19 protein-coding genes are annotated in these 20,821 nt (G+C 44.5%); 8 read left to right on the top strand and 11 right to left on the bottom strand.

The features are described 5' to 3' along the window. Positions 1-6 precede the first annotated feature (6 nt). Both MHN02_RS18160 and MHN02_RS18155 read left to right on the top strand, forming a co-directional pair. The gene (locus MHN02_RS18160; RefSeq protein WP_239247604.1) at positions 7-1,077 is read left to right on the top strand and encodes a glycosyl hydrolase family 8; all 1,071 of its coding nucleotides are present in this window, start codon (positions 7-9) and stop codon (positions 1,075-1,077) included. Continuing rightward, positions 1,074-3,497 (top strand): cellulose synthase subunit BcsC-related outer membrane protein, encoded by a 2,424-nt coding sequence (locus MHN02_RS18155; protein WP_239247602.1) that lies wholly within the window; start codon positions 1,074-1,076, stop codon positions 3,495-3,497. Before MHN02_RS18160 ends, MHN02_RS18155 begins: the two co-directional genes overlap by 4 nt. Positions 3,498-3,536: 39 nt before the next feature. Here the strand turns inward: MHN02_RS18155 and MHN02_RS18150 are convergent, their stop codons facing one another. The 5 genes from MHN02_RS18150 to MHN02_RS18130 all read right to left on the bottom strand — a co-directional run bounded on the left by MHN02_RS18150 (position 3,537) and on the right by MHN02_RS18130 (position 8,917). Then, complete coding sequence (locus MHN02_RS18150) at positions 3,537-4,949, bottom strand: collagen-binding domain-containing protein (protein WP_239247600.1); 1,413 nt, start codon at positions 4,947-4,949, stop codon at positions 3,537-3,539. A gap of 181 nt (positions 4,950-5,130) precedes the next feature. Next, on the bottom strand, positions 5,131-5,541 hold the full coding sequence (locus MHN02_RS18145) for a biopolymer transporter ExbD (RefSeq protein ID WP_014950746.1): 411 nt from the start codon (positions 5,539-5,541) through the stop codon (positions 5,131-5,133). 142 nt (positions 5,542-5,683) lie between these two features. Further along, positions 5,684-6,472, bottom strand: coding sequence for a CLCA_X family protein (locus MHN02_RS18140; RefSeq protein WP_014950745.1), 789 nt, complete (start codon positions 6,470-6,472; stop codon positions 5,684-5,686). Between the two features lie 25 nt (positions 6,473-6,497). Further along, complete coding sequence (gene fldB / locus MHN02_RS18135) at positions 6,498-7,034, bottom strand: flavodoxin FldB (protein ID WP_014950744.1); 537 nt, start codon at positions 7,032-7,034, stop codon at positions 6,498-6,500. Between the two features lie 17 nt (positions 7,035-7,051). Beyond that, positions 7,052-8,917, bottom strand: coding sequence for an alkaline phosphatase family protein (locus MHN02_RS18130; protein ID WP_239247598.1), 1,866 nt, complete (start codon positions 8,915-8,917; stop codon positions 7,052-7,054). 271 nt (positions 8,918-9,188) lie between these two features. Between MHN02_RS18130 and MHN02_RS18125 the strand changes: the two genes are divergently transcribed. Continuing rightward, the gene (locus MHN02_RS18125) at positions 9,189-10,310 is read left to right on the top strand and encodes a hypothetical protein (RefSeq protein ID WP_239247596.1); all 1,122 of its coding nucleotides are present in this window, start codon (positions 9,189-9,191) and stop codon (positions 10,308-10,310) included. A gap of 102 nt (positions 10,311-10,412) precedes the next feature. Here the strand turns inward: MHN02_RS18125 and msrA are convergent, their stop codons facing one another. Then, on the bottom strand, positions 10,413-10,958 hold the full coding sequence (msrA, locus tag MHN02_RS18120) for a peptide-methionine (S)-S-oxide reductase MsrA (RefSeq protein WP_014950741.1): 546 nt from the start codon (positions 10,956-10,958) through the stop codon (positions 10,413-10,415). Between the two features lie 224 nt (positions 10,959-11,182). Here msrA and MHN02_RS18115 point away from each other — a divergent pair, with 224 nt between their 5' ends. From MHN02_RS18115 to MHN02_RS18105, 3 genes are all read left to right on the top strand, one after another. Next, positions 11,183-11,578 carry a DUF393 domain-containing protein gene (locus MHN02_RS18115; RefSeq protein ID WP_156086945.1) on the top strand — a complete coding sequence of 132 codons (396 nt, stop codon included), beginning with the start codon at positions 11,183-11,185 and terminating at the stop codon, positions 11,576-11,578. Next, positions 11,568-12,293: an SDR family NAD(P)-dependent oxidoreductase gene (locus MHN02_RS18110; protein WP_239247594.1), complete on the top strand. Its 726-nt coding sequence runs from the start codon at positions 11,568-11,570 to the stop codon at positions 12,291-12,293. The genes MHN02_RS18115 and MHN02_RS18110 overlap by 11 nt, the downstream gene beginning before the upstream one ends. Positions 12,294-12,604: 311 nt before the next feature. Continuing rightward, complete coding sequence (locus tag MHN02_RS18105) at positions 12,605-14,026, top strand: sodium-dependent transporter (protein WP_014950738.1); 1,422 nt, start codon at positions 12,605-12,607, stop codon at positions 14,024-14,026. A gap of 114 nt (positions 14,027-14,140) precedes the next feature. Here the strand turns inward: MHN02_RS18105 and MHN02_RS18100 are convergent, their stop codons facing one another. Both MHN02_RS18100 and MHN02_RS18095 read right to left on the bottom strand, forming a co-directional pair. Further along, entirely contained in the window at positions 14,141-14,953 is an 813-nt protein-coding gene (locus MHN02_RS18100; RefSeq protein WP_239247592.1) for an NAD-dependent epimerase/dehydratase family protein, read from the bottom strand. 166 nt (positions 14,954-15,119) lie between these two features. Beyond that, positions 15,120-15,950 carry a DUF2884 family protein gene (locus MHN02_RS18095; RefSeq protein WP_239247591.1) on the bottom strand — a complete coding sequence of 277 codons (831 nt, stop codon included), beginning with the start codon at positions 15,948-15,950 and terminating at the stop codon, positions 15,120-15,122. Positions 15,951-16,296: 346 nt separating this feature from the next. On the opposite strand from MHN02_RS18095, the gene MHN02_RS18090 reads away from it, so the two are divergent. Further along, entirely contained in the window at positions 16,297-16,488 is a 192-nt protein-coding gene (locus tag MHN02_RS18090; protein WP_014950735.1) for a hypothetical protein, read from the top strand. A 75-nt stretch (positions 16,489-16,563) separates the two neighbouring features. Here the strand turns inward: MHN02_RS18090 and MHN02_RS18085 are convergent, their stop codons facing one another. Genes MHN02_RS18085 through MHN02_RS18075 form a run of 3 tightly spaced genes read right to left on the bottom strand, consistent with a single transcriptional unit; the run spans position 16,564 to position 19,709 of the window. After that, on the bottom strand, positions 16,564-17,901 hold the full coding sequence (locus tag MHN02_RS18085) for a mechanosensitive ion channel domain-containing protein (RefSeq protein ID WP_039231214.1): 1,338 nt from the start codon (positions 17,899-17,901) through the stop codon (positions 16,564-16,566). Positions 17,902-17,904: 3 nt separating this feature from the next. After that, positions 17,905-18,798: an acyltransferase gene (locus MHN02_RS18080; protein ID WP_014950733.1), complete on the bottom strand. Its 894-nt coding sequence runs from the start codon at positions 18,796-18,798 to the stop codon at positions 17,905-17,907. Beyond that, on the bottom strand, positions 18,795-19,709 hold the full coding sequence (locus MHN02_RS18075; protein ID WP_039231212.1) for an acyltransferase: 915 nt from the start codon (positions 19,707-19,709) through the stop codon (positions 18,795-18,797). Before MHN02_RS18075 ends, MHN02_RS18080 begins: the two co-directional genes overlap by 4 nt. Positions 19,710-19,822: 113 nt before the next feature. On the opposite strand from MHN02_RS18075, the gene fghA reads away from it, so the two are divergent. Then, the gene (gene fghA, locus MHN02_RS18070; protein WP_014950731.1) at positions 19,823-20,665 is read left to right on the top strand and encodes an S-formylglutathione hydrolase; all 843 of its coding nucleotides are present in this window, start codon (positions 19,823-19,825) and stop codon (positions 20,663-20,665) included. The last annotated feature ends 156 nt before the right edge of the window (positions 20,666-20,821 follow it).

Genomic DNA, 20,821 nt, shown 5'->3' with positions numbered 1-20,821 from the left:
ACGCTCGTGATAGGTTTTTTGTTCCTGTTGGCGTCGTGCTCTACCAAGGAAGATAGCGAATTCAAGTCTCAGTACATAGCGTATAAGGCATTGTTTGTTGACGGCGGGCGCGTGGTAGACACAGGAAATGATGATGTGTCTCACAGCGAAGGGCAAGGATACGGTATGCTCTTTGCCGTCGCCGCCAACGACAAAGACACCTTTGATGCATTATGGCACTGGACCCAACGTACGCTCATGCGAGAAGACGGGCTCTTTAGCTGGCGCTACCGACCTTGTGTGGATAATTCATCTTCTTGTATCGATGACCCTAATAATGCCTCTGATGGTGAGATTCTTATTGCGTGGGCATTATTGCGTGCAAGTGAAAAGTGGGGCGTTGGTAAGTATGAGGAGGCCGCCAGGAATATTGTACGTGCTGTAGAGCAGAAACTTCTGGTGGTGAATAATAACAGTGTAGTGCTCTTGCCAGGGGAATACGGATTTGCATCTGACCAAACAGGAAATAGCAGCCTTCAGCTAAATCTGTCCTATTGGGTTTTTCCCGCCATAACTGCCCTGTCTTCGCTGTCGGATACTCCGTCACGTTGGGAAAGCCTGTTCGAGTCGGGCTTGATCTTGCTGTCGAATATGCAGTTTTCTACCTACCAATTGCCCAGTGATTGGGTGCGTTTCACCCCTAATAGTACTGAGTCCGATAACAGTAAGATTGGTGCGTTAAGTTTAGATAATGTGATATCGCCTGAGTTTGGTTTTAATGCGATCCGTATACCGCTTCAGCTTGCATGGTCCCCACGTTTTCGCCAAAACGCTAGGTTAACTGAGAAGCTACTTTCTCCCTACTTTGCATGGTGGGCGATAACGCCTACGCCAGCTACCATCAACCTGTTAAACGAGGAAACCGCTGAGTACGAAATGTCTAAGGGAATGCGTTCAGTGCAGATGGCCGTAAACCGCTTGATGAAATCAGGAGAAAAGCAAAGGCCAGAGTGGCCTGAGATCAATCGAAACATGGATTATTATTCGGCAAGTTTAACGCTGCTTTCTATGCTAGCAGTTTTGGATAACGCATCGTGAAAACTCGGTTTAATCGCACGTCTTTGTATCTGGCACTAGGCGCTTTGGCCACGTCACTTGTGTCGGTGCAGGCATACGGACAAGCTAAAACAACGTACAAAGAAAAAGATCTGGGTATATTACCTGCACAACAAGATCAGCCGGATTTAACAGGGCTTTGGTACCATATTAATGAGCGACAGATTCAGCAAGCCAATGAAGAGTTTACGCGCTTAAAAGCTCGTTACCCTACGTGGCAGGTGCCACAAGAAGTCGAAACCGAACTAAACAGAATAAACGGCCGCTTAAAAGGTACTATCAAGCCTGTAGTGTCAGCGCCAAGAGAATCGCTTCAGGCTTTAAAAAAGCAGCCAGATAAGCCCGCTTCTAAAGCCCTCCCGCTCGAACAATTTGCTCAGTTAACGCCGAAAGCCAGAGCAAATACGCCGAAGCAAAAAGTAGAAACGCTTATTGCATTGAGCAATCAAATTAAGCGTACTGATTTTTACTTGCTTATGGGGTGGACCGCCATTGATAAAGGCATGTTAGAAATGGCAACGCAGCAGTTCTCTCAGGCCCAACAATCGGCAGTTCGTGATATCGATAAACAATCCGCTCAACAAGGCCTTAACAGTGTCACTGGTATTAAGCTACAGCAGGCATTGTCTTTGCGCGATACGACAACGCTGGAGCAATTTCTCAAATCTGATAACAGCGGCTACGTGAAAGAAGTGCTGCAGGGTGCGGCATGGCAACAATACGACTTGAAAAATTACGACTTTGCCGACGCGCTATTTAGTTTGGTGAACGATAATGAAGGCAGGTATTTGTCACTTAGCGCGCAAAGCAGCGACACGGCCAAGCAAAGCGCGTTCGACCTAGCATGTAGTGTCAATACTGAGGTTTTCATTCGACGCTGTGCTGATGGTCTGGCTAGCCGACAGGCTCAGTTTTACGATACACGGCGCTACAAGCAAAGTATTGAGTCAGGCGAAGCACTCGCCCGTTTGAGACCGTTAAGTGTAGATGAGCAAGCACTAATTGGGTGGGCTGCTAAAGAGATACAAGACACCACAACCGCCACCGCAGCGTTCGAGCGAGTGCTCGCGAAGACGCCAACCGATGCGGTAATTGCCAATGAATTGGTTACAATTAATCAAGACGACGAAGCCACACTGAACCGATTGGCGCTGAGATACAGTGCGGTAAAAAGCATATTGCAAGAACGTACCACACGTAACGCCTGGCCCAGAAAACAGTTTTGGCTAGCCTATCAAAATCGCGATGCGCGGGGAGTTACAGCACAAACTAAAGATGGCCTAAGTGCAGTCTACGGTATTAATACTCGCAGTCGAAGCGGGAGCGAGGGACTCGGTAATTTCGATGTTCTGTCGCAATATATTGGTATTGGTAGCGGTTATGAAAACTGGCTGTGGCAAGTATCACTCGACTATAAGCAATTCTACAGCGGTCGCCCTCAAGTTGGCGACTGGTTTGGTAACAAACAATTGAGTGGAGCATTTTCGGGAATAAGCGGCTTTGAAGATAAGGGACTTCGCGCCGAAGCGCATTATCAGGCACCTGATTTCAATTTTTACGCTAACCTTGAATATGCCATGTTCGATCAACCCGTTGGCGCTAAAGTAACCGGGCAGATATCTGCAACCAAATTTCTTACCAGTACAACGGTAGCTGCAACCTTGTTTAGAAAGGCAAAAGAAGACAGCTTATTAAGCCAAACCGGAACCTTCAATGCTGATCACGCGAAACCTTGGGGATACGTGATAGAAAGTGGCATAAGAGGGTTAGTAGCGCATGCAGTGGCCGACAACTGGTCTGTTGCAGGTACTGCTCAGGTTAGTCGCTTAGAAGGCGAGCAGGTTGCCGATAATAGCGCGTTCTCTCTACGGGGGGATGTAAGTTACGATATTGCTACCATGATATCTCCCATGCTTGATTATTGGCGCGTAGGGCCATTCTTGAGCTATACAAGCTATGATAAAAATCTAAGCGGCTTTACGGTCGGCAATGGTGGTTACTTTAGCCCCAGTCAGTTTGTCAGCATCGGGGGCTATTCAGAGCTGTTAACGCTTGAGGCGTTAAACTGGCAAGTTAAACTTCGAAGTTCACTTGCGCTTTCACGTGTTGAACAAGACGATGATCTGCGCTTTCCGATTGGAGGTGCATTTCCTACGGCAGACGAGAACGCGACCCTTGGTGAAAGCTCAGATACGGGTTTAAGCGGAAATTTTATGGCTGAAGGTCAGTATCGAATCAATCACAACTGGATTGTGGCTGGGTATATAGGAAAAGCATTTGCGGTTGAGTACCAAGCATTTGAAGCGGGTATTCAGATAAGGTGGCGAGAAGGGCGAGGTGCTGGTGTAACAAGCGATGAGCTTTTGCTGTCTTCGCCAAGATTAAGCGGCTTTGCACTATAAAGCCGCTTTTGCCTGAAGATTCACTCTCTTTTTAAAGCGTTAATTCGCTTTTCTACGTCTAGCTAGCATGAAACATCCAGCGCCAAATAAAAGGGCGATTGATGCAGGTTCACCTACGTTGATAGCGCCGAACTGATAGTTATTTACTTGGCCTGTCGGCGCATTGTAGGTTTCGCCGTCGTCATTAATCAGTTGCACCAACGGAGTGACCAAACTATTAGCAATGACATTACCGTCTACATGACCATTGTAGAAACTTAGCTCTGCATATGGCGCCAGTACACTACCTTTAACACCCACACTATGTAGTGTAAGAAAATCAGCATCAACAAAGTTAAACAAGATGTTGTTGGTATAAAGGCCATCATGACGCTGACCTACATTGTTGTCATTGTCTCTGTACTGGCCATTTTCTCTGAAATATTCATTTTCCTGCGTAAAGGCTGTATTAAAGAAGCCAGTGTTAAATAACTCAACTGACTCACCGTACACATTGATGATGTTGTAGCTGGTGGTTGAGAAATCGTAAACAATGCCTTTATCAGCAGCGCTGAACCAACTAGCGTCAATATTGTAGATATTGATATCATCAGAGCCAGAGAAAGTAATGGTATTTAATACATCCTTGCTAGCGTCGGTACAAGCAACCACTTGATCCGAATCGTTAGCGTCAGTGCACGACAATGTTGTTGTGCCATTCACCGACATTGACGCAAACTCCTGAGACTGCGCTGTTACTTCGGCAGCAATTGCATTAAAGTCGATATTGTTAACGTCAGCCTTACTCACGCTGCCCTGTTCAACAGATTTTGCTGTCGAACCGTTGATAGCGGTGTAATTGTTAACGTCGTTAAGCGTTACGGTACCGTTAACTTCGCTGCTATCAAGTTCAACGCTAGACTCAGCAAATACGTTTCCGTTTTCAACTTGAGAGCCATATAAAGCAGGGTTGCTCACACTGTCGTATACACTATTAGGCCCACCAAGTTTCACAGTATTGGCGTGCACATCACCTGATACAACATTTGAGTTACCTAGTTTGACATCACCTTTCGATGAGATACCGCCAGATTTCACCGTAGAATTAATGAGATTTACAGTCTGCTGAGCGTTAACCGCTTTATCGAATGTGAGTTCAGAGCCAAACACCATACCTGACACGGTAGTTGAACCACCGTGAACATCACCGCGCGTGAAATGAAGGTTACCGCCTACGGCAAGAGCAGACTCAGACATATCTGGCGATAGCAGTAAGCCGACATTGAAATCGGATACGTTCATTTCGCCACCGACAGCTAGTCTTCCTTCAACATCGGAAGATTGGCCGGTAAAGCTATCGAAGATGAATGCGTTGTATTCAAACGCTTCACTTAATTCAATTTTGGCGGCAGACACTTGTGGTGCTGACATAACCGCTGCAAGTACAGCAGTATAGAGTATTTTTTTGTGCATAATGGCTCCAGTGACATCAGAGTCTGGAACCGAGTTTCAACATGGATTTTCCAGACACACCGAATGATACGATCTGAACAAAATTCATGCGATAGCACAAGAGATACTTTGGTATAAGGTCTTATACGAAAAAAGCCACCCGAAGGTGGCTTTCTTTATTTTGCGTGGTCAGAAAGGCGTTTTAGCTGCTCTTTTTAACCAAAACAGATACTTTATCAATACCTGCAATTTTAACTTGGTTCATAACTTCTACCACAGTACCGTGCTCACTGTCTTCGTGAGCCTGGATAGCAGCTGAATCCGTGTTGTTTTCCGCTAGGTATGTTTGCGTGTTTGCAACCACACGACGAATATCAACTTCGCGGCCGCCCATCATAATTGTGCCATCAGCATCAATACGGATAGAAAGCGCTTTTGAAGGCTTATCGTTTTTCGCTTGATTATCTTCAGGACGGTTTACGTCCAAACCTTTCTCTTTCACGAACGAGGTCGTTACGATGAAGAAAATCAACATGATGAACACGATGTCCAACATGGGGGTCATATCAATCTGAGCCTCGTCTTCAGCCGAGGTATGCTTCTTTCTTTTCATCTCGTCTTCTTTCTTCTGTTACGTTCGAGCGCTTTAGTATACTGCTTGTTACAAAAATATACAGGGTTTTGTACAAAAACAGTGTGCTCATTAACACTTGTTGTTGAAAAAATACTCAGTTTCACAGTAATAAAACAACAAACTAGGTTTGTTTATGTGAAATAGCGACACCTAATTGGTAAAAATACAACATCAATGCCTGATTGAGTGATGTACGCAAGTTACCATGAGGATAAATGCCAAGTCTAGCTTCCGTTGATTTTTTTGTCCCCTGCACCAAAAATGCGTTTTTGATCTCGTGATCTTGAATACAGGCTTCAAATGCGCGGGCAGCCATCTCCTGAGGCATAGCATAATAATACATTTTTAACGCGCGATCAGCTTCTACGGATCGCACAAAGTACTCATTTGGTCTTTTTTGATCATTTAGGAACAATAGCGAGAAACAATCGCTCAATTTTTGATTCAACGGATGAGGATTCATCGGGGCATTGTCGAGCCAGGCCTGTGTGGCAAAGCTACCGGCAGCAATACCGTCGAACATGCGCGGCGCAATATAATGATCGAAAGCGTGAAACCATTCGTGGGCTAGCGCTCCGGCTCCTGCATTTTTTGCTAGCGCAAGCTGTCTTTTCGCACTGTTGTAGTGGGCACTGCTGTGTTTTTGACCGCCACTGCCAAAAGCCAGTGACAGGGATCCGTTTAACGATAACACCTGTTCATTGATATTTAAGATCGCGACCAGATCGTATAGCGCATCGAAAAAGAGGTTGGCAGCGATCTGTTGTTCTTCTGCTGTTACCCATCTACCCACAGTGATCGTAGCGAAATTAAACAGTTTGCGAATATCTTGAAATGAAACATCAGCGCCGTCCCTGTGGCTTGGGCCGTTGCGATAAAACTGCTGATGAATACGGCCTTTACTTTCCAACACTGACATCCGAAATTAATAGGCGTTAAGCCATCGAGACCAATAACTGTTCGCACCATGCTTCGATGCGCGCGTCTGTTTTGTCGTATTGGTTTTCATCGTCAAGAGACAGGCCAACAAACTGAGTTTTGTCTTCGGTTAACGCTTTTGAGGCGGTAAACTCGTAGCCTTCGTTTGGCCAATAACCCACGATCTTACAGCCTGATGGCAATATTGCATCGTGAAGCATGCCTAGTGCATCTTGAAACCATTCACCGTAACCGAGTTGATCGCCAAGTCCGAATAAGGCGATGGTTTTCCCTGATAAATCCAAACCGTGCACTTCTTCCCAATGAGACTCCCAATCTTCCTGGAGCTCGCCAAAGTCCCACGTTGAAATACCAAAAATGATAATGTCGTATTCGGCCGTGCGCGTTAGGTTAACGTCTTTAATGTTGTGAAGGTCAACAATATCTTCGTCGAAAAGGCTATTGAGCTGCGCTTGGATTTTTTCTGCTGCCATTTCGGTATAGCAGGTTGTTGAGCCGTAAAATAATCCGATGGACAGTGCGCTATCACTCATTAGATACCTCTTTTGAACTAATCGTCTTTAGAAGCTGGGAATTCTACCTCTTTACCGTTGCTCAACAAAGCTTTGCACTGAACATCGGTGTTTTTCTGTGAAATTTTTAATACACCAATGGCGCAACCGTTGAATAATTCGCCATAGCCCAAACTTGGCTCTCTCGCTTTTACCGACATATTTCGACGTCTTGTGAAAAGGTTGAGGGGCGATTTGGAGCGATAAAGCACGCGGTTTAATCTATCTAGCCATTTGATCAATCCATCCGGAAAGGCGTTTTTTAATCCACTGCAGGTGAACTGGGTGATGTGGGGGCTGTTGCGCCTAAAGCGCAGGCGTACATCGTATACAAAGGAATAGTGCACATCGCCAGATAGAATGATGAAATCGGGGGGCGTTTTGTAATGCCTGAATATGTTTAATATAACGTTCGCGGTGCCTTTGTGGGCCATCCAGTTCTCAGCATCAACAGTAAGCGCCTTGCCAAAAAACGTAAACACCTTTTGAATGGCTTCGATAACCTTTACACCATAAATGGGAGCGGCAGAGACGACGATGACAGATTCTTTGCCAATTATCGAATGCTGAAAATCACACAGTGCTTCCCAGTCCATTAGCCCCGAGGGCTTATTCATATTAGATTCACTGCGCCAACGCTGCGTGCGGGTGTCTAAAACCTCAATAGGTGGTGTGGTATCTAAACGGTAATGCCACTGATCAAAATCCAAAAGATCATCAATGATTTCATCGTGCGAGTTTAAACCGCTTTCTCCCATTGATTCTTGTACTTTAGCAATTAATGGCGCTACTTTTTTTGGTGCATTTCCCCATCCTTGGCAAAGCAAGTAGCCGATAAGCGCATTGCCAATCATGCGTTTTGATAGAGGGTTTCCATAAACTTCTTGTTCCCAGCCCCGGGTTAAGTTCCAGTCGTCGGTAACATCATGATCGTCAAAAATCATATAGGTAGGAATGTGTGCCAGGGCTCTACGTACCTGCGGTAGCTGTTTTACAAAGCCGTTAAGCGCCTCGTGTTCTTTGTCGAAAATAGCGTGGTATTTTGGGGTGATCCCATCTTTATCTACATTGATATCAGCCCAAAGCGTGTCGGACCACACCAGTAAATACATAGCGATGATCTCCGCACTGCCAATCAAATGGTTTTGCGCGTTTACTGATGTGAATACCGGTTTCTTCTTAGCACCAAAGAATATTGAAGACAGTACCGTATTGGTCGCAATTTGTGGCAGAAGCTGCTCTCGTTCGTAATACCCATGTTCATGTGTGGCAAGTTCATTAGTGTTGGTTACTACTGCCCCTTCCAGTGCTTCATGATAAAGACCTAAACGGTCAATCACGCTGTGTATGGCTTTAAGCATAGGACCTGCGACATCATCAGCGTAAATTTGATCGCCCGTCATCAACAGGAGATCGGGAAAATCATTTTGCTTTTTGAACGCATTTTTATGGAGTGCATCTACTTGTGCTAGGGCATCATCACTGTGAAAGTGAGGCTTACGGCATGAGCCGTGCAATATGGTCTCGGGAGTCTCGGTGTAGTGGAAACATAAGGAAGACTGCCCATCGTAAAGAAGCCCGCGTTGTTCAACTTCCCATGAAGCCTGCTGAGCATCGTCGCTAAAAGATAGCGAGTAACCTATCCGCGCAGTATCTTCGAAGGGCTCTGACGAAGTGAAAGAGAGCAAGTGTATAAATGCGTACTTACCTACGCGTATGGTTTCGCGTTGACAATTGCCGCTGACGACGACTTCATTTGCAGATAGATTTAGCGCAGGTGAATCGGCGTTACTGGTTACTACCCAAATATGACATTCTGTAGATGTCACCCTTCTTACTATTGGACCTGCAATAACTTGGGGCAAGTGCTGCGTAGAAATGACGCTCTCCTTTAATTTTCGTCAATATTAATACACGTAAGTGTGTTGACTAAATATGCTGCACATTAATTGAAAACATGATGACAGCACGACTATTTAACGTTGCCAAATCATATATGTACTCAGCAAACCTGATGTCTATCGCATAACCTTACTCTTTTTTGTGAATAAACGGTATGCTCGATATACTCCCTTACAATTTTTTCAGTTTTACCTTTTGCTCTCGTCTTAATAAACGGAGAGAGGACTTCACACTATGCTAAAATATTTAACCAGTGCTGTGCTAACCACTTTACTGATAAGCGCCTGTAGCGAGCCGAAAGACGTTGTTATTACTCCTGAACCTCAAGACTTAACAGAAGTCGCTGTGGGTAAATGGATCCTTGATGAAAAAGGCAACGTTATGTTTGATCCTCAAACCTCAGGGTTAGTGGTGCTAGACGGTCAACTTGTCACTATCGCAGATGCTAGCGCTGATACCACTCAACAGTTGAAACTTCATAGTATTTCACCGAATACCGCAACGCTGAGCGCATCGAGCGAACGCTTTTCATTTTCCAATACCGTGCGCCGAAGCTGCTTTTATAGCTATTTGAGCGAGCAACCTGATTTAGAAGCGCTAGCCGTAGACCCCAGAGACACTAACGTAATTTATACGGTTACCGAAGATGCTACCCGTACCGGCGCATTAAGCCCTCGCTGTGAATCCAAATACGAGGAAACAGGGTCAACAGATTACCCTACCTTGTTGGTAAAATTGACACGAAAAGATAATGGCTCGGTTGAAATGTCGGATGTGCGACCTCTTCAGTTTCCCAACGATTTTGAAGTAGGTAATTTTCCTAACGACGGCATTGAAGGGTTGACGATGGCTGAAGACGGCACGTTATATCTGGCGCTAGAGAAAGATAAAGCAGGACAGCCAAGAATTTTTACATTGGCTGTTGATGAAGACTTTTTCTCGTCGAATGATTTTGCCCCAGTGAGCGAGCCTAACCTTCAACTTCCTTCGTTTACTTCAGGCAATCACCCTATCAATGGACTGGCGTCATATACTCATTCAACGGGCGCATCCTATTTGTTTGGCGCAGCAAGAAACGACAATGAACTGTGGGTAATTGATGTGAGTGGCAATAAGCCAACAAAGCGTATCCCTATTACCTTCGACGTTGCCGGCGACCAGAATTGTGAACAGTACACAATGGATAATTCGTCGATGGAAGGATTAGTGACCATTGAAAATACCTTGTGGATCATCAACGACCCTTGGGAGAAAAACTACCTTAAAAACGCGACGTGTGAAGCGCATAAGAAGCGTTATGAAGACTTAGCGCCTTTATTATTCCCTTTAGAAATTAACAGCGTTTGGTTTGAATAATAAGAAAACGAATAGATTGAAAAATAAAAGGGGTTGCTTTTAAGCAACCCCTTTCATTGTTGGCTAACGCTGTTGAAAGCGCGCTTAATATCGCGGTTTTATCTATGCGTCGCTGCGAAGTCGAGAAGCGAAGGTCTTTTTAAACTTCGCAAGCTTAGGCGCCACCACCATAGAGCAATACTGGTTCTGTGGATTATTTTTGAAGTAATCTTGGTGGTAGTCTTCGGCGTCGTAGTAGTTATTTACAGCTACTATTTCAGTCACCACTGGGTCGGGCCAAATCTCTTCTTCTGTAATTTCTGCGATAATTTTTTCTGCTTCAGCTTTTTGTGTATCGTCGTGATAGAAAACCGCGCTGCGATACTGTGTGCCTACATCATTGCCCTGTCTATTCAGCTGTGTAGGGTTATGCAGCGCAAAGAAAATTTCTAGTATTTCTCGGTAGCTAATACTGTCGGCATCAAACGTCACTTGTACCACTTCAGCATGGCCAGTATTTCCTTTGCATACCTCTTCATAGGTTGGATCGGCCTTTTCGCCTCCAGCATAGCCAGAAATTGCTTTTTCCACGCCTTCAACGCTATTAAACGCTGATTCGATACACCAAAAGCATCCGCCTGCCAACGTGGCGACTTGTAAATTTGCCATAGTAAAAACCTCTCTTAATCTTTGTCTGTAGTGTGGGTGCGGGTAGGTCACAACACAAGTCATCCAAGCGTGTTTTTTTATCGTATAAACGAATATTAAATAAGAATAATGTGCGAGCTGAGTGAAAGGTTTTAACATGTAAAGTTAGCTGTTTTCTTTCAAGCAGTTTACAACTGGTAAGAGTGCGTATAAGCGTGTTCAAAATTTGGCAGAGGTATTCAGTCGTGATTATTTTCTATGACGGGTATTGTCCGTTGTGTATCGCTGAAATGCGTCATTTAAGAAAAAGAGACAAGCACAACAAATTAACATTGGTAGATATCCAGGCCCCCGATTTTTCGAGCCGTTATCCAACCATGGATTGGCATGCACTCAATGCAAGAATTCACGGACTTCGTGAAGACGGGACGTTGATAACTGGCCTTGATGTCACTCATGAAGCATGGAAAGCCGTGGGCATGGGTTGGCTATATGCACCGCTTCGCTGGCCTGTTATTCGTCATATAGCCGATGCTTTCTACAATGTATTCGCAAAGCATAGATACACCATTTCATACCTGTTAACAGGTAAAAAACGCCAGTGCGATCGCTGCATACCAGGAGAAGCCAGTGAAAAATAACGTCCTTATAGTGGGCGCGTCGGGCGGTATTGCGTCTGCGCTTATTGAGCAATATAGCAGTGATGGTGCTAGGGTGTTTGCGGTTAGTCGCGCCCCTTTATCTGACACTAATCATTCTGGGGATGTTACCTATCATCAGCTGGCCGAACAGGACGATATGCACATTAGCGGTTTTGTAAAACAACTCGCTGAGCAAGACGTTGTGTTAAATACGGTAGTAATAACAACCGGTTTTTTGCATAACGAAAGCGATGGCATTCATCCTGAGAAACGTTTGGAAGATGTCAGCGAGCAGGCCTTAGCGGCTTATTTTTCGACTAACAGCATTATTCCCGCAATGTGGCTCAAGCATTTAGTGAATATCATGAGTAAAGAAGGTTCAACCCTTGTTTGCTTAAGCGCGAGAGTAGGGAGTATTTCAGATAATGGACTTGGAGGGTGGTACGGCTACCGCGCGTCGAAAGCGGCGCTCAACATGTTGGTTAAAACGGCGTCGGTAGAATACAAGCGCAGATTGAAAGACGTGATGCTTGTTTGTTATCACCCTGGGACGGTTGATACGGGGCTTTCTAAGCCTTTTCAAAAGAACGTCGCTGCCAAGAAACTGTTCACGCCTGAGTTTACCGCTAAACAGCTTATTCATCACCTTTCGGCGCTTAATCGAGACCAAACTTGTCATTTTATCGACTGGAATGGCGAAGTGGTAACTTGGTGATACGGTCTAACATCATTTCAGCAAGTCCAACATCAAGACTTTTTATTTCACTGCTGTTACCATGCTATTTTTGGGAATGGTGCAGCGTATTGATAAGCCCATAGAGGTAGCAATACAACGCGTTGACGCCACACGTGAGTCATAACAATAAATGCCATCCTGATAATAAATAATACCAGTTCGCTAGGCTTGATTCTTACGAATAGTAAGTACCGACAACCAGCATAAATTGTGAGCACACGACGTGTTTGTGCATCACAAGGCGTGATACGGCGAACTGCTATAACAATAACTCAACAAGAGGAAGGGATATGAGCGGGGCCAGAGAACAGTTCGGATCGCGCATAGGTTTTATTTTGGCTGCTGCAGGTTCTGCGGTAGGCATAGGTAATTTGGTAGGGTTTCCTGTCGGTGCAGCTAAAAATGGCGGTGGTGCATTTCTTTTAATGTACGCTATTTTCGTTTTTGCCATTTGTTTACCGGTAATGCTGGCGGAAATGTCAGTTGGTCGCCATGCTAAAAAAGACCCGCTTGGTGCATACAGTGATATAAGCGGTAATGAAAAGAAATGGAAAGTCGCGGGGTGGCTAGCTATTGCTACGCCATTCATGATTGCCGTTTTCTACATGGTTATTACCGTGTGGCTTTTCGGCTATTTGTTCGAAGCAGTAAGCGGAAATCTAGACAAGTTAGCTAACCCAGAAACCTTTGGGCTGTTTATTAACTCAGAAGCCATCTTTTTATATATGGCGGCCGTTGTTGGTGTGGTCTACCTCATCCTTCAAGGCGGTGTAAAAGAAGGGATAGAAAAAGCGGCAAAGCTGCTCATGCCTGCGCTTTTCGTGATGCTAATCGGTCTCGTTATCTTCGTATTAACTCGCGAAAATGCGATGGCTGGCGTTGAGTTCTACATCGTTCCTGAGTTTTCAAAAATCACTGCTGAAGTGGTGAATGGTGCGCTATCGCAGGCCTTTTTCTCTCTATCGTTGGGTATGGGTATTCTTATTACCTATGGTAGCTACATTGATAAGCGTGCAGATGTACCGAGCGCTGCCAAGCTGGTGGCGTTAACAGACACGGCCGTGGCGTTCACTGCGGGTTTGATGATCCTTCCTGCCATCTTCTCTTTTAACCCAGACATTAACCCTGATGATTTAAGTGAATCGTCAGTGGGTATGATTTTTACTTATCTACCTAGTATCTTTCTAGCGTTACAAGATTCGATTGGATATATGGGCGCATCGATTGTCGCTAGCTTGTTCTTCTTATTAGTGTTCTTTGCGGCAATTACGTCGCTAGTGTCTATTTTTGAAGTACCTGTTGCGGCGCTTATGGATGAAAAAGGTGTAAGCCGTAAATGGGCGCTTGGGTCGCTAGGAAGCATTATGATTTTGCTAGCCATCCTAAGTGCGTTGTCATTCGGTAAAGTTGATATGCTTACGTCGTTTATGCACTACGCTGGCGCAGATAAATCACTGTTTGATGTCATTTACGATGTGTTCTACGACACGATTTTGCCTTTAAATGGCTTGCTAATTTGTTTGTTTGTTATTTATCGTTGGAAGAGTGCAAACTTCAATGCTTCTTTGGAAGAGGGCAGCAGTGGTTACAAAGGTAGCTGGTTTGAAAAATACGTGGATATATCGCTGAAAACCTTTATTCCACTTATTTTACTCGTGATTTTTGTAAACACGGTAGCGGTAAAATACTTCGGGTTGAGCCTATTCGGATAGTCAGGTTTTAAAAGAAATGACGTGAGCTAGCAGTGAGCTCAACTTAAAAACGGCAAGCCTAAAGCTTGCCGTTTTTGTTTGTGTCAGAGTATGTATTTTCATTAAGTGTAAAGCCTAAAACATGCGATAGGGGTCGCTATACTCTGGTGTAATATTTAGCCTTGCCCAGCTTTGTGCGGCGTCAATCACTTTGCCAGCAGGTTCTGCTTCAGTATCAGAAAAGCGAGGAGCATCAATATCCATCGCCTTCGCTGCATCCACGTAATAAATACCGCGCTTAGGGTGAGACAAGCTGCAAAGGTGAATAACATCGTTAAGCGGCATGCCACAAATGATGGTCGTTAGCGCAGATACAATGTCGTACACATGTACAAGGTTTATTCGCTTATTTCCTGCATCTAACTGTTTTCCACTTAACGAGCGGGCGGGGTGACGGTCTGGGCCTACTAAACCGGCTAGGCGAACAATACTGATATCAATCTGACCTCGTTTAGACAATAAATAGTCTTCAATAGTCACGTGGGCTTTGGCCGAGGCTGTTTGCGGCTGTGTAGTGCTGACTTCGGACACTACCTCATTTGTTGCATCGCCGTAAACCGACGTGGTGCTGATAAACACGATATGCGCCACCTTTACGCTGATGGCTGCGTCTATCAACTGCAGCATATTGTTGGTGTATGACGCGAGATCTGTGTTTCTCCTGCCAGGGGGAATATTTAGCAACAAGGTAGCGTTTGGCAAATGGTTACAAAGCGCTGATGTATCTTCGCCCAGGGCATATTCAATTGCGGTGATACCTTGGTCTTTTAACGCGAGACGTTTCTGTTGGCTTCGAGTGGTGCCAACAATATTGACCTTTCCTGAAAGTGCTTTGCCCACATAGCTGGCTAACCAGCCGTAGCCACTAATTACTACATTTTGAGTCATCAATTAAATACCCCTTTGTTTAGGGCTTAAGAGTACATTAATTGGAGGGCGGTTGTCGTTAACTGTTAAAATGAAAAACCGACTGGGTAACAGTCGGTTTTCTAAGGTGAGTGGTTAGAGTTGTAAGTCGTTTCGTTTTGCGCGTTTAGTTCGCTAAATGTTCCAACTACATTTTCATTTCGTCGTTGTGGTCATGGTGGTTGTCTTGATCAATATCTAGCAGGTTCAAGTCATCTAGCCCAGATATGGATGCCTGCATTTTGCCTTCGGCATAATCTGCTTTCTTCAGTACCTTACACAATGCATCGCCTTTTTCTTCTAGCGCAGCCGCTTGGCTTTCTAAGCGATATTCTAAATCTTCACCCCAGCGCTCCATCTTTTGCTCAAACTCAGACATATCACCGCCTTCCCACAACATTTGTGTTCCTACCGCAATAAGTATTCTACCCATAGACTCACTGATTAAAGACTCAATTTGCGCTTCGAATTCTTGCTCCCAGCTTTCGTCAAACCAACCTGGCTCATCGAATTTAGTTGAATCAACGCGAATATTGCCTGCGTCATCATAGAATGAAGTGTTTACTTTGGTTTCAAGTGAGTCGAACAGTTCACGAAAATCGTCACCCATTTGATCGCCGCCTAACAGTTCAGTAAATACTTCAGTTACTGCCACGTTGGCAATTTGCAGCCCTTCACTGGCGATATTCAAGGTCATAGGGATGGCAATATCAATGTTGTTGTAATATTCACTTACCCAGCGCTGTTGTTCGCTGTCAAGCGATACTGATTCGCCGTTAATGGTCATATTGTGATGGGAGTCAATCGTCATCACTGAGCCATTGTCCATCTGTACCGTTAGGTCACCTTGGTAATATTGAATATGACCATCAAGCTCCATGTCACAACTGTTGTTTTGAAAGCTGCTGTCATGCGCAAATGCGTGGCCGCTCATTAAAGCACTGGTAAGGGCAACTGAAAGTAATAGTTTCTTAGACATTGTTCATTCCTTAATTTACGTGTGACGCGTTAACGAAAGTGCTCGAAGCAAACTGCAATGCGTTGTAGTGTCACTGTCAGATAGACGCTAACGATACTCGCTGTTATACCTAAGGTAGAGCAATGGCCTTGCCAATATTTAAAGTATATATCTTTCAAATAGTTAGTGATATTTGATGATTTCTTTATGCTCTGCTAAATACACTATTTAGTGAGATTACCAACTAATTAGTAGTTTTGACTAAGATCAATTAATACCAATAGCGGTACATTTAAGCCAATCCAAGCATGGTTAAATCTTATTTATTGGTGCATAATACCGCCAATATTTTTAAGGGGTTATCACAATGGCTGATTGGATTAATGCAATTATGTTTGGTGTTGCGCTAATTGCCTTTACGCTAGGGCTAAGCAGCATCGTTATGGGCTTTATGACTGCTAAAGCAGGTGCTGAAGGTATGCAGGAAAAAATCGAGTACGGTTTTTTTGGCGTTACTGGTTTAGTACTTTGCTTACTGATGGCCTACGCATTGGCTTAAGCGATAAGCATTAAAAAAACCGGCTATCTCAGCCGGTTTTTTTTCGTCTTGAACAAGTCTTTATTCATCACTGCCTTATCGATTAGGTTCGCTCTTCTCCAGAGCATCCTCAGGCGCATTGTCGCTTTCGGGACTGTTTCTATAAGCGCTTTGTTCGCGATGGGCAAGCAGCGACAAATGTCCATCACGTTGATAAGCGCGTAAATCGAACAAATCCAGCATAGCCATAACGTGGTCGAAAATATCCGCCTGTACTTTTTCGTACCTCACCCATTCCTTTTGTGCACTGAAGCAGTAAATTTCTAAAGGTAAACCAAGCTCATTAGGCGGTAGCTGCCTAACCATTAGGGTTAGTTCTTGGTTTATATCTGGGTGCTTGCGCAAGTATGCCTCTAAATAAGCTCTAAAAGTGCCGATGTTGGTAAGGCGACGGCTGTTTAGCAGATCCGACTCATCAATGGAGTAATCTCGGTGATAAGCCCGGAGCTCATTTTTCTTCTTATCGATATATTCGTTGATATAGCGAATTTTCGAAAAGCGCTCTAGCATATCGTTGTCACAAAGCTTAATAGAGTGCACATCAATATAAATGGCGCGCTTAATTCTGCGTCCGCCAGACTCTTGCATACCGCGCCAGTTCTTAACTGCTTCTGTAGTAAGGCTGTAAGTCGGCAGCGTAGAAATGGTTTTATCCCAGTTCTGTACTTTGACGTTGGTAAGGCCTATCTCGAGTATTTCACCATCTACTTCATACTTAGGCATGGCAATCCAGTCGCCCGTATTAAACATGCGGTTAGCGGCTATTTGAATGCCGGCAACAAAGCCCAGAATGGTGTCTCTGAATATCAATAGTAAAACAGCGGCAATGGCGGTTAAGCCAGACACAATAAGTAGCGGGCTTCTGTCTACAATTAAAGAGATACTTAATAGTATGGTGACAATAGCAAATGCCAATTTGGTAACTTGAATAAAGCCAGTGATAGGTGCGCGTTTAGCAAGCGCTGAGGCGTTATAAACGTCTTCCACTGTGCTCAACATGGCATATAAGGCAAGAAGGCCGCTATATAACATGTATAGCTGAGCGCTCTTTATCACCATACCGTGCATCACGGCTTCATCGCTAATAAGTACCGGTGTGGTTAAGTAAATAAACAGGGCAGGAAACAGGTGCATTAAGCGACGGAAAAATCCGTGCTGCTGCAAGGCGTTGTCCCAAAGGTTATTGGATTTGTATACCCAACTGGCTATCTGGGGGCGCACCAATAGCCTTGCGATAATATAGATTACCGCCGACACCACTAAAATACTACTTAGTGCGATGACGTTATACAGCGGATCTTCAGTAGTAAGATTCGGGAAAATATCATTAACTATGTGAATAAAGTTATCGCGTACTGAAGCACTGACTTCCATTAATTACGACTCCAACATTTTCTTTATACGGTTGTCTTTATTTTCCCATAGACCGTTCAACCAGTTTTGGAAATAAAGACGAAACTCAGACTCAGTGCGTTCTGAATGCTGTTGTAATTCAGGTACCGGCGTAACGTTCACATCGATCACGATTTTTGTCATCTGACCGCTAAGCATTGCCATCATAGGATGACGCTTATTTTCCGGGTAAAGCAGCGAGATATCTAACACGTTGGTAAACAATTCGCCCATAGCTGAGAGCGTAAAGGAAACGCCGCCGGCTTTGGGGGGCAGGAGGTTTTCATAGGGACTTTGCTTTGACAGATGCTTCAATGAAGTAAATCGAGTTCCCTCTACAAAGTTAATGACCGTTGTGGGCACCGTTCTAAACTTCTCACAATACGCTTTGGTGGTTTCGAGATCCTTTCCTTTTTTCTCTGGGTGCTTTTCTAAATAAGCACGGGTGTATCTGTGCATGAACGGCATATCAAGCGCCCAGGCACCGAGTCCGACAAATGGCAGCCAAATAAGCTCTTTCTTAAGGAAAAATTTGGGTGCAGGAATGCGGTTCGTTGCGAATTCAATGAGCAGAATAATGTCGAGGTAGCTTAAATGATTGGCAATAATCAGATACCAACGGTCTTTTGACAGTTCGCCGTGTACCGAACACTCAATATCGACGCGGTTGAACAAGCGTATCATGAGAACGCTGACCCGTCCGAAGCTAAACATTAGCCCGTGCATCACTTTATTCCATGCTGTTCTTATCTTTCCGTTGGGCATAATAAGTTTTACCAAGCCCAGTAAGATAATTAAGCCTCCCCACAACGCAAGATTGAGGATTTGTAGTGAAGTATGTAATACGAAAATAAAAGGAGCGAGTACTGCGCGAATCATAATGGTTTCTGTGTTGCGTTTAGTGAATCTAAAAGTTGATCTTTGGCATGCCAGCGTTCATTCAACCACGTCTGAAAACGGGCTCGAACTTGCGGATCATCAAAATAATTGTCGCTGAAAATGCCGTTTTCCATAATGTCTTTGATGGGCATTACGTTGATATTCACTCGAATATCACGAACCTTACCACTAACGAAGTCCCAGAAAGACGGTACGCCGTTCGGATAATCAATTGTGACATCAATAAGCTTATGCAAATGATCGCCCATCGCAGACAAAACGAATGCTATGCCGCCTGCTTTAGGTTTAAGTAAATGAGTGAAAGGCGAGGCCTGCTTGTCGTGCTTGGCTTGCGTAAAGCGGGTGCCTTCAACAAAATTCATAATACTTACAGGCTTATTCCTAAATTTCTCACACGCTTGGCGCGTGGTTTCCATATCCTTTCCTTTCAAATGCGGGTTTTTAGCCAAAAATGATTTGGAATACCGGCGCATAAATGGAAAATCGAGTGCCCACCAAGCCAGACCTAAAATAGGAACATAGATAAGCTCTTTTTTGAGGAAAAATTTCAAAAATGGGATTCTTCGGTTAAATACACGTTGAAGAACTAAGATATCGACCCAAGATTGATGGTTAGCAACAACGAGATACCAATCATCTCGAGTGAGTTTTTCTAGTCCGTTTATTTGCCATTTGGTGCGTCCGCTGATGCGCTGATTCAGGTTATTAACGCCGATCCACGCAGTCGCGCATGCGTCGAGTAAATAAGAAATGAATCGTCGCCACGGCGCAATAGGTATAAGTTTAAAAATAGCCAATATGAAAATAGGCGTTGACCACACTACCGTATTGACGAAATAGCAGATGACCGAAATAGTGCCAACAATATGATGCAACAGTGCTTTTACCATTGTACTTACCTCAAAAATTAGGCGCTTAGTGTAAACGAACTTGATCTAAAATCCGATAGAGCCTTTACTGATTCCACAATAAAGGTGCAAATTTACGTATTTAAGGAGCTGAAATGGAGCTTATTGGCGAAAATAGAGCATTCGGGGGACGGCATTTACGCTATACCCATAAAGCTGAAACAACACAATGCGATATGACCTTCGCAATTTTTCTTCCCCCTTTCGCCTCGAAAGAAAAGCCAGTGCCCGTGCTTTACTGGCTGTCAGGGCTGACATGTACCGACCAGAACTTTATGCAAAAAGCCGGTGCAATGAAGCTAGCGGCGGAATTAGGTATGGCTATTGTAGCGCCCGATACATCTCCCCGTGGCGAGAACGTTCCAGATGACGAAGAAGGATCTTATGACTTTGGCCTTGGGGCAGGCTTCTACGTTGACGCTACGCAGGCGCCGTGGGATAAGCATTACAAAATGTATAGCTATATTGTGAACGAGCTACCTGCGCTTATTGAAAGCGAGTTCCCTGTAACCAAAGAGCGCGCTATTAGCGGCCACTCAATGGGCGGACACGGTGCTTTAGTTATTGGCATGCGTAATCCTAATAAGTTTGTATCGGTATCGGCCTTTAGCCCTATCTCAAATCCTTCAGATTGTCCGTGGGGCGAGAAAGCCTTAGGTCGATACTTAGGCGATGACAAGGCAGCATGGCAGGATTACGACGCCTCGTTGCTATTAGCAAGCAAAACACACAGTGTACCTCTGCTAGTAGAGCAAGGGACAAAAGATGAGTTCTTGCACGAGCAGCTGAAACCTCAGTCACTTGTTCATGCTGCGCAACAGTCAGATACGCAACTTACGCTTAACATGCATGAAGGTTACGATCATAGTTACTTCTTTATTGCATCATTTATTGAAGAACACTTGGAGTTCCATGCAGGACACATGGGGCTAATTTAAGCGTAAAATACAAGCTGTAAAAAAGCCGGATCGTACTCCGGCTTTTTTGTTTATGGCTGTCCCGTCCTAAAATACGTTGACATAAAGAGGACTTCTTTATGACAACTTCAAGTAATCAAAGACCTAAGCGCACACAGCGTGATTACACATTAGCTT

This window comes from Alteromonas sp. CNT1-28, from assembly GCF_022348345.1.
Classification (GTDB): domain Bacteria; phylum Pseudomonadota; class Gammaproteobacteria; order Enterobacterales; family Alteromonadaceae; genus Alteromonas; species Alteromonas macleodii.
Note: the sequence above shows the minus strand (reverse complement) of the source record. Positions and strands in the feature narration are given on the sequence as shown.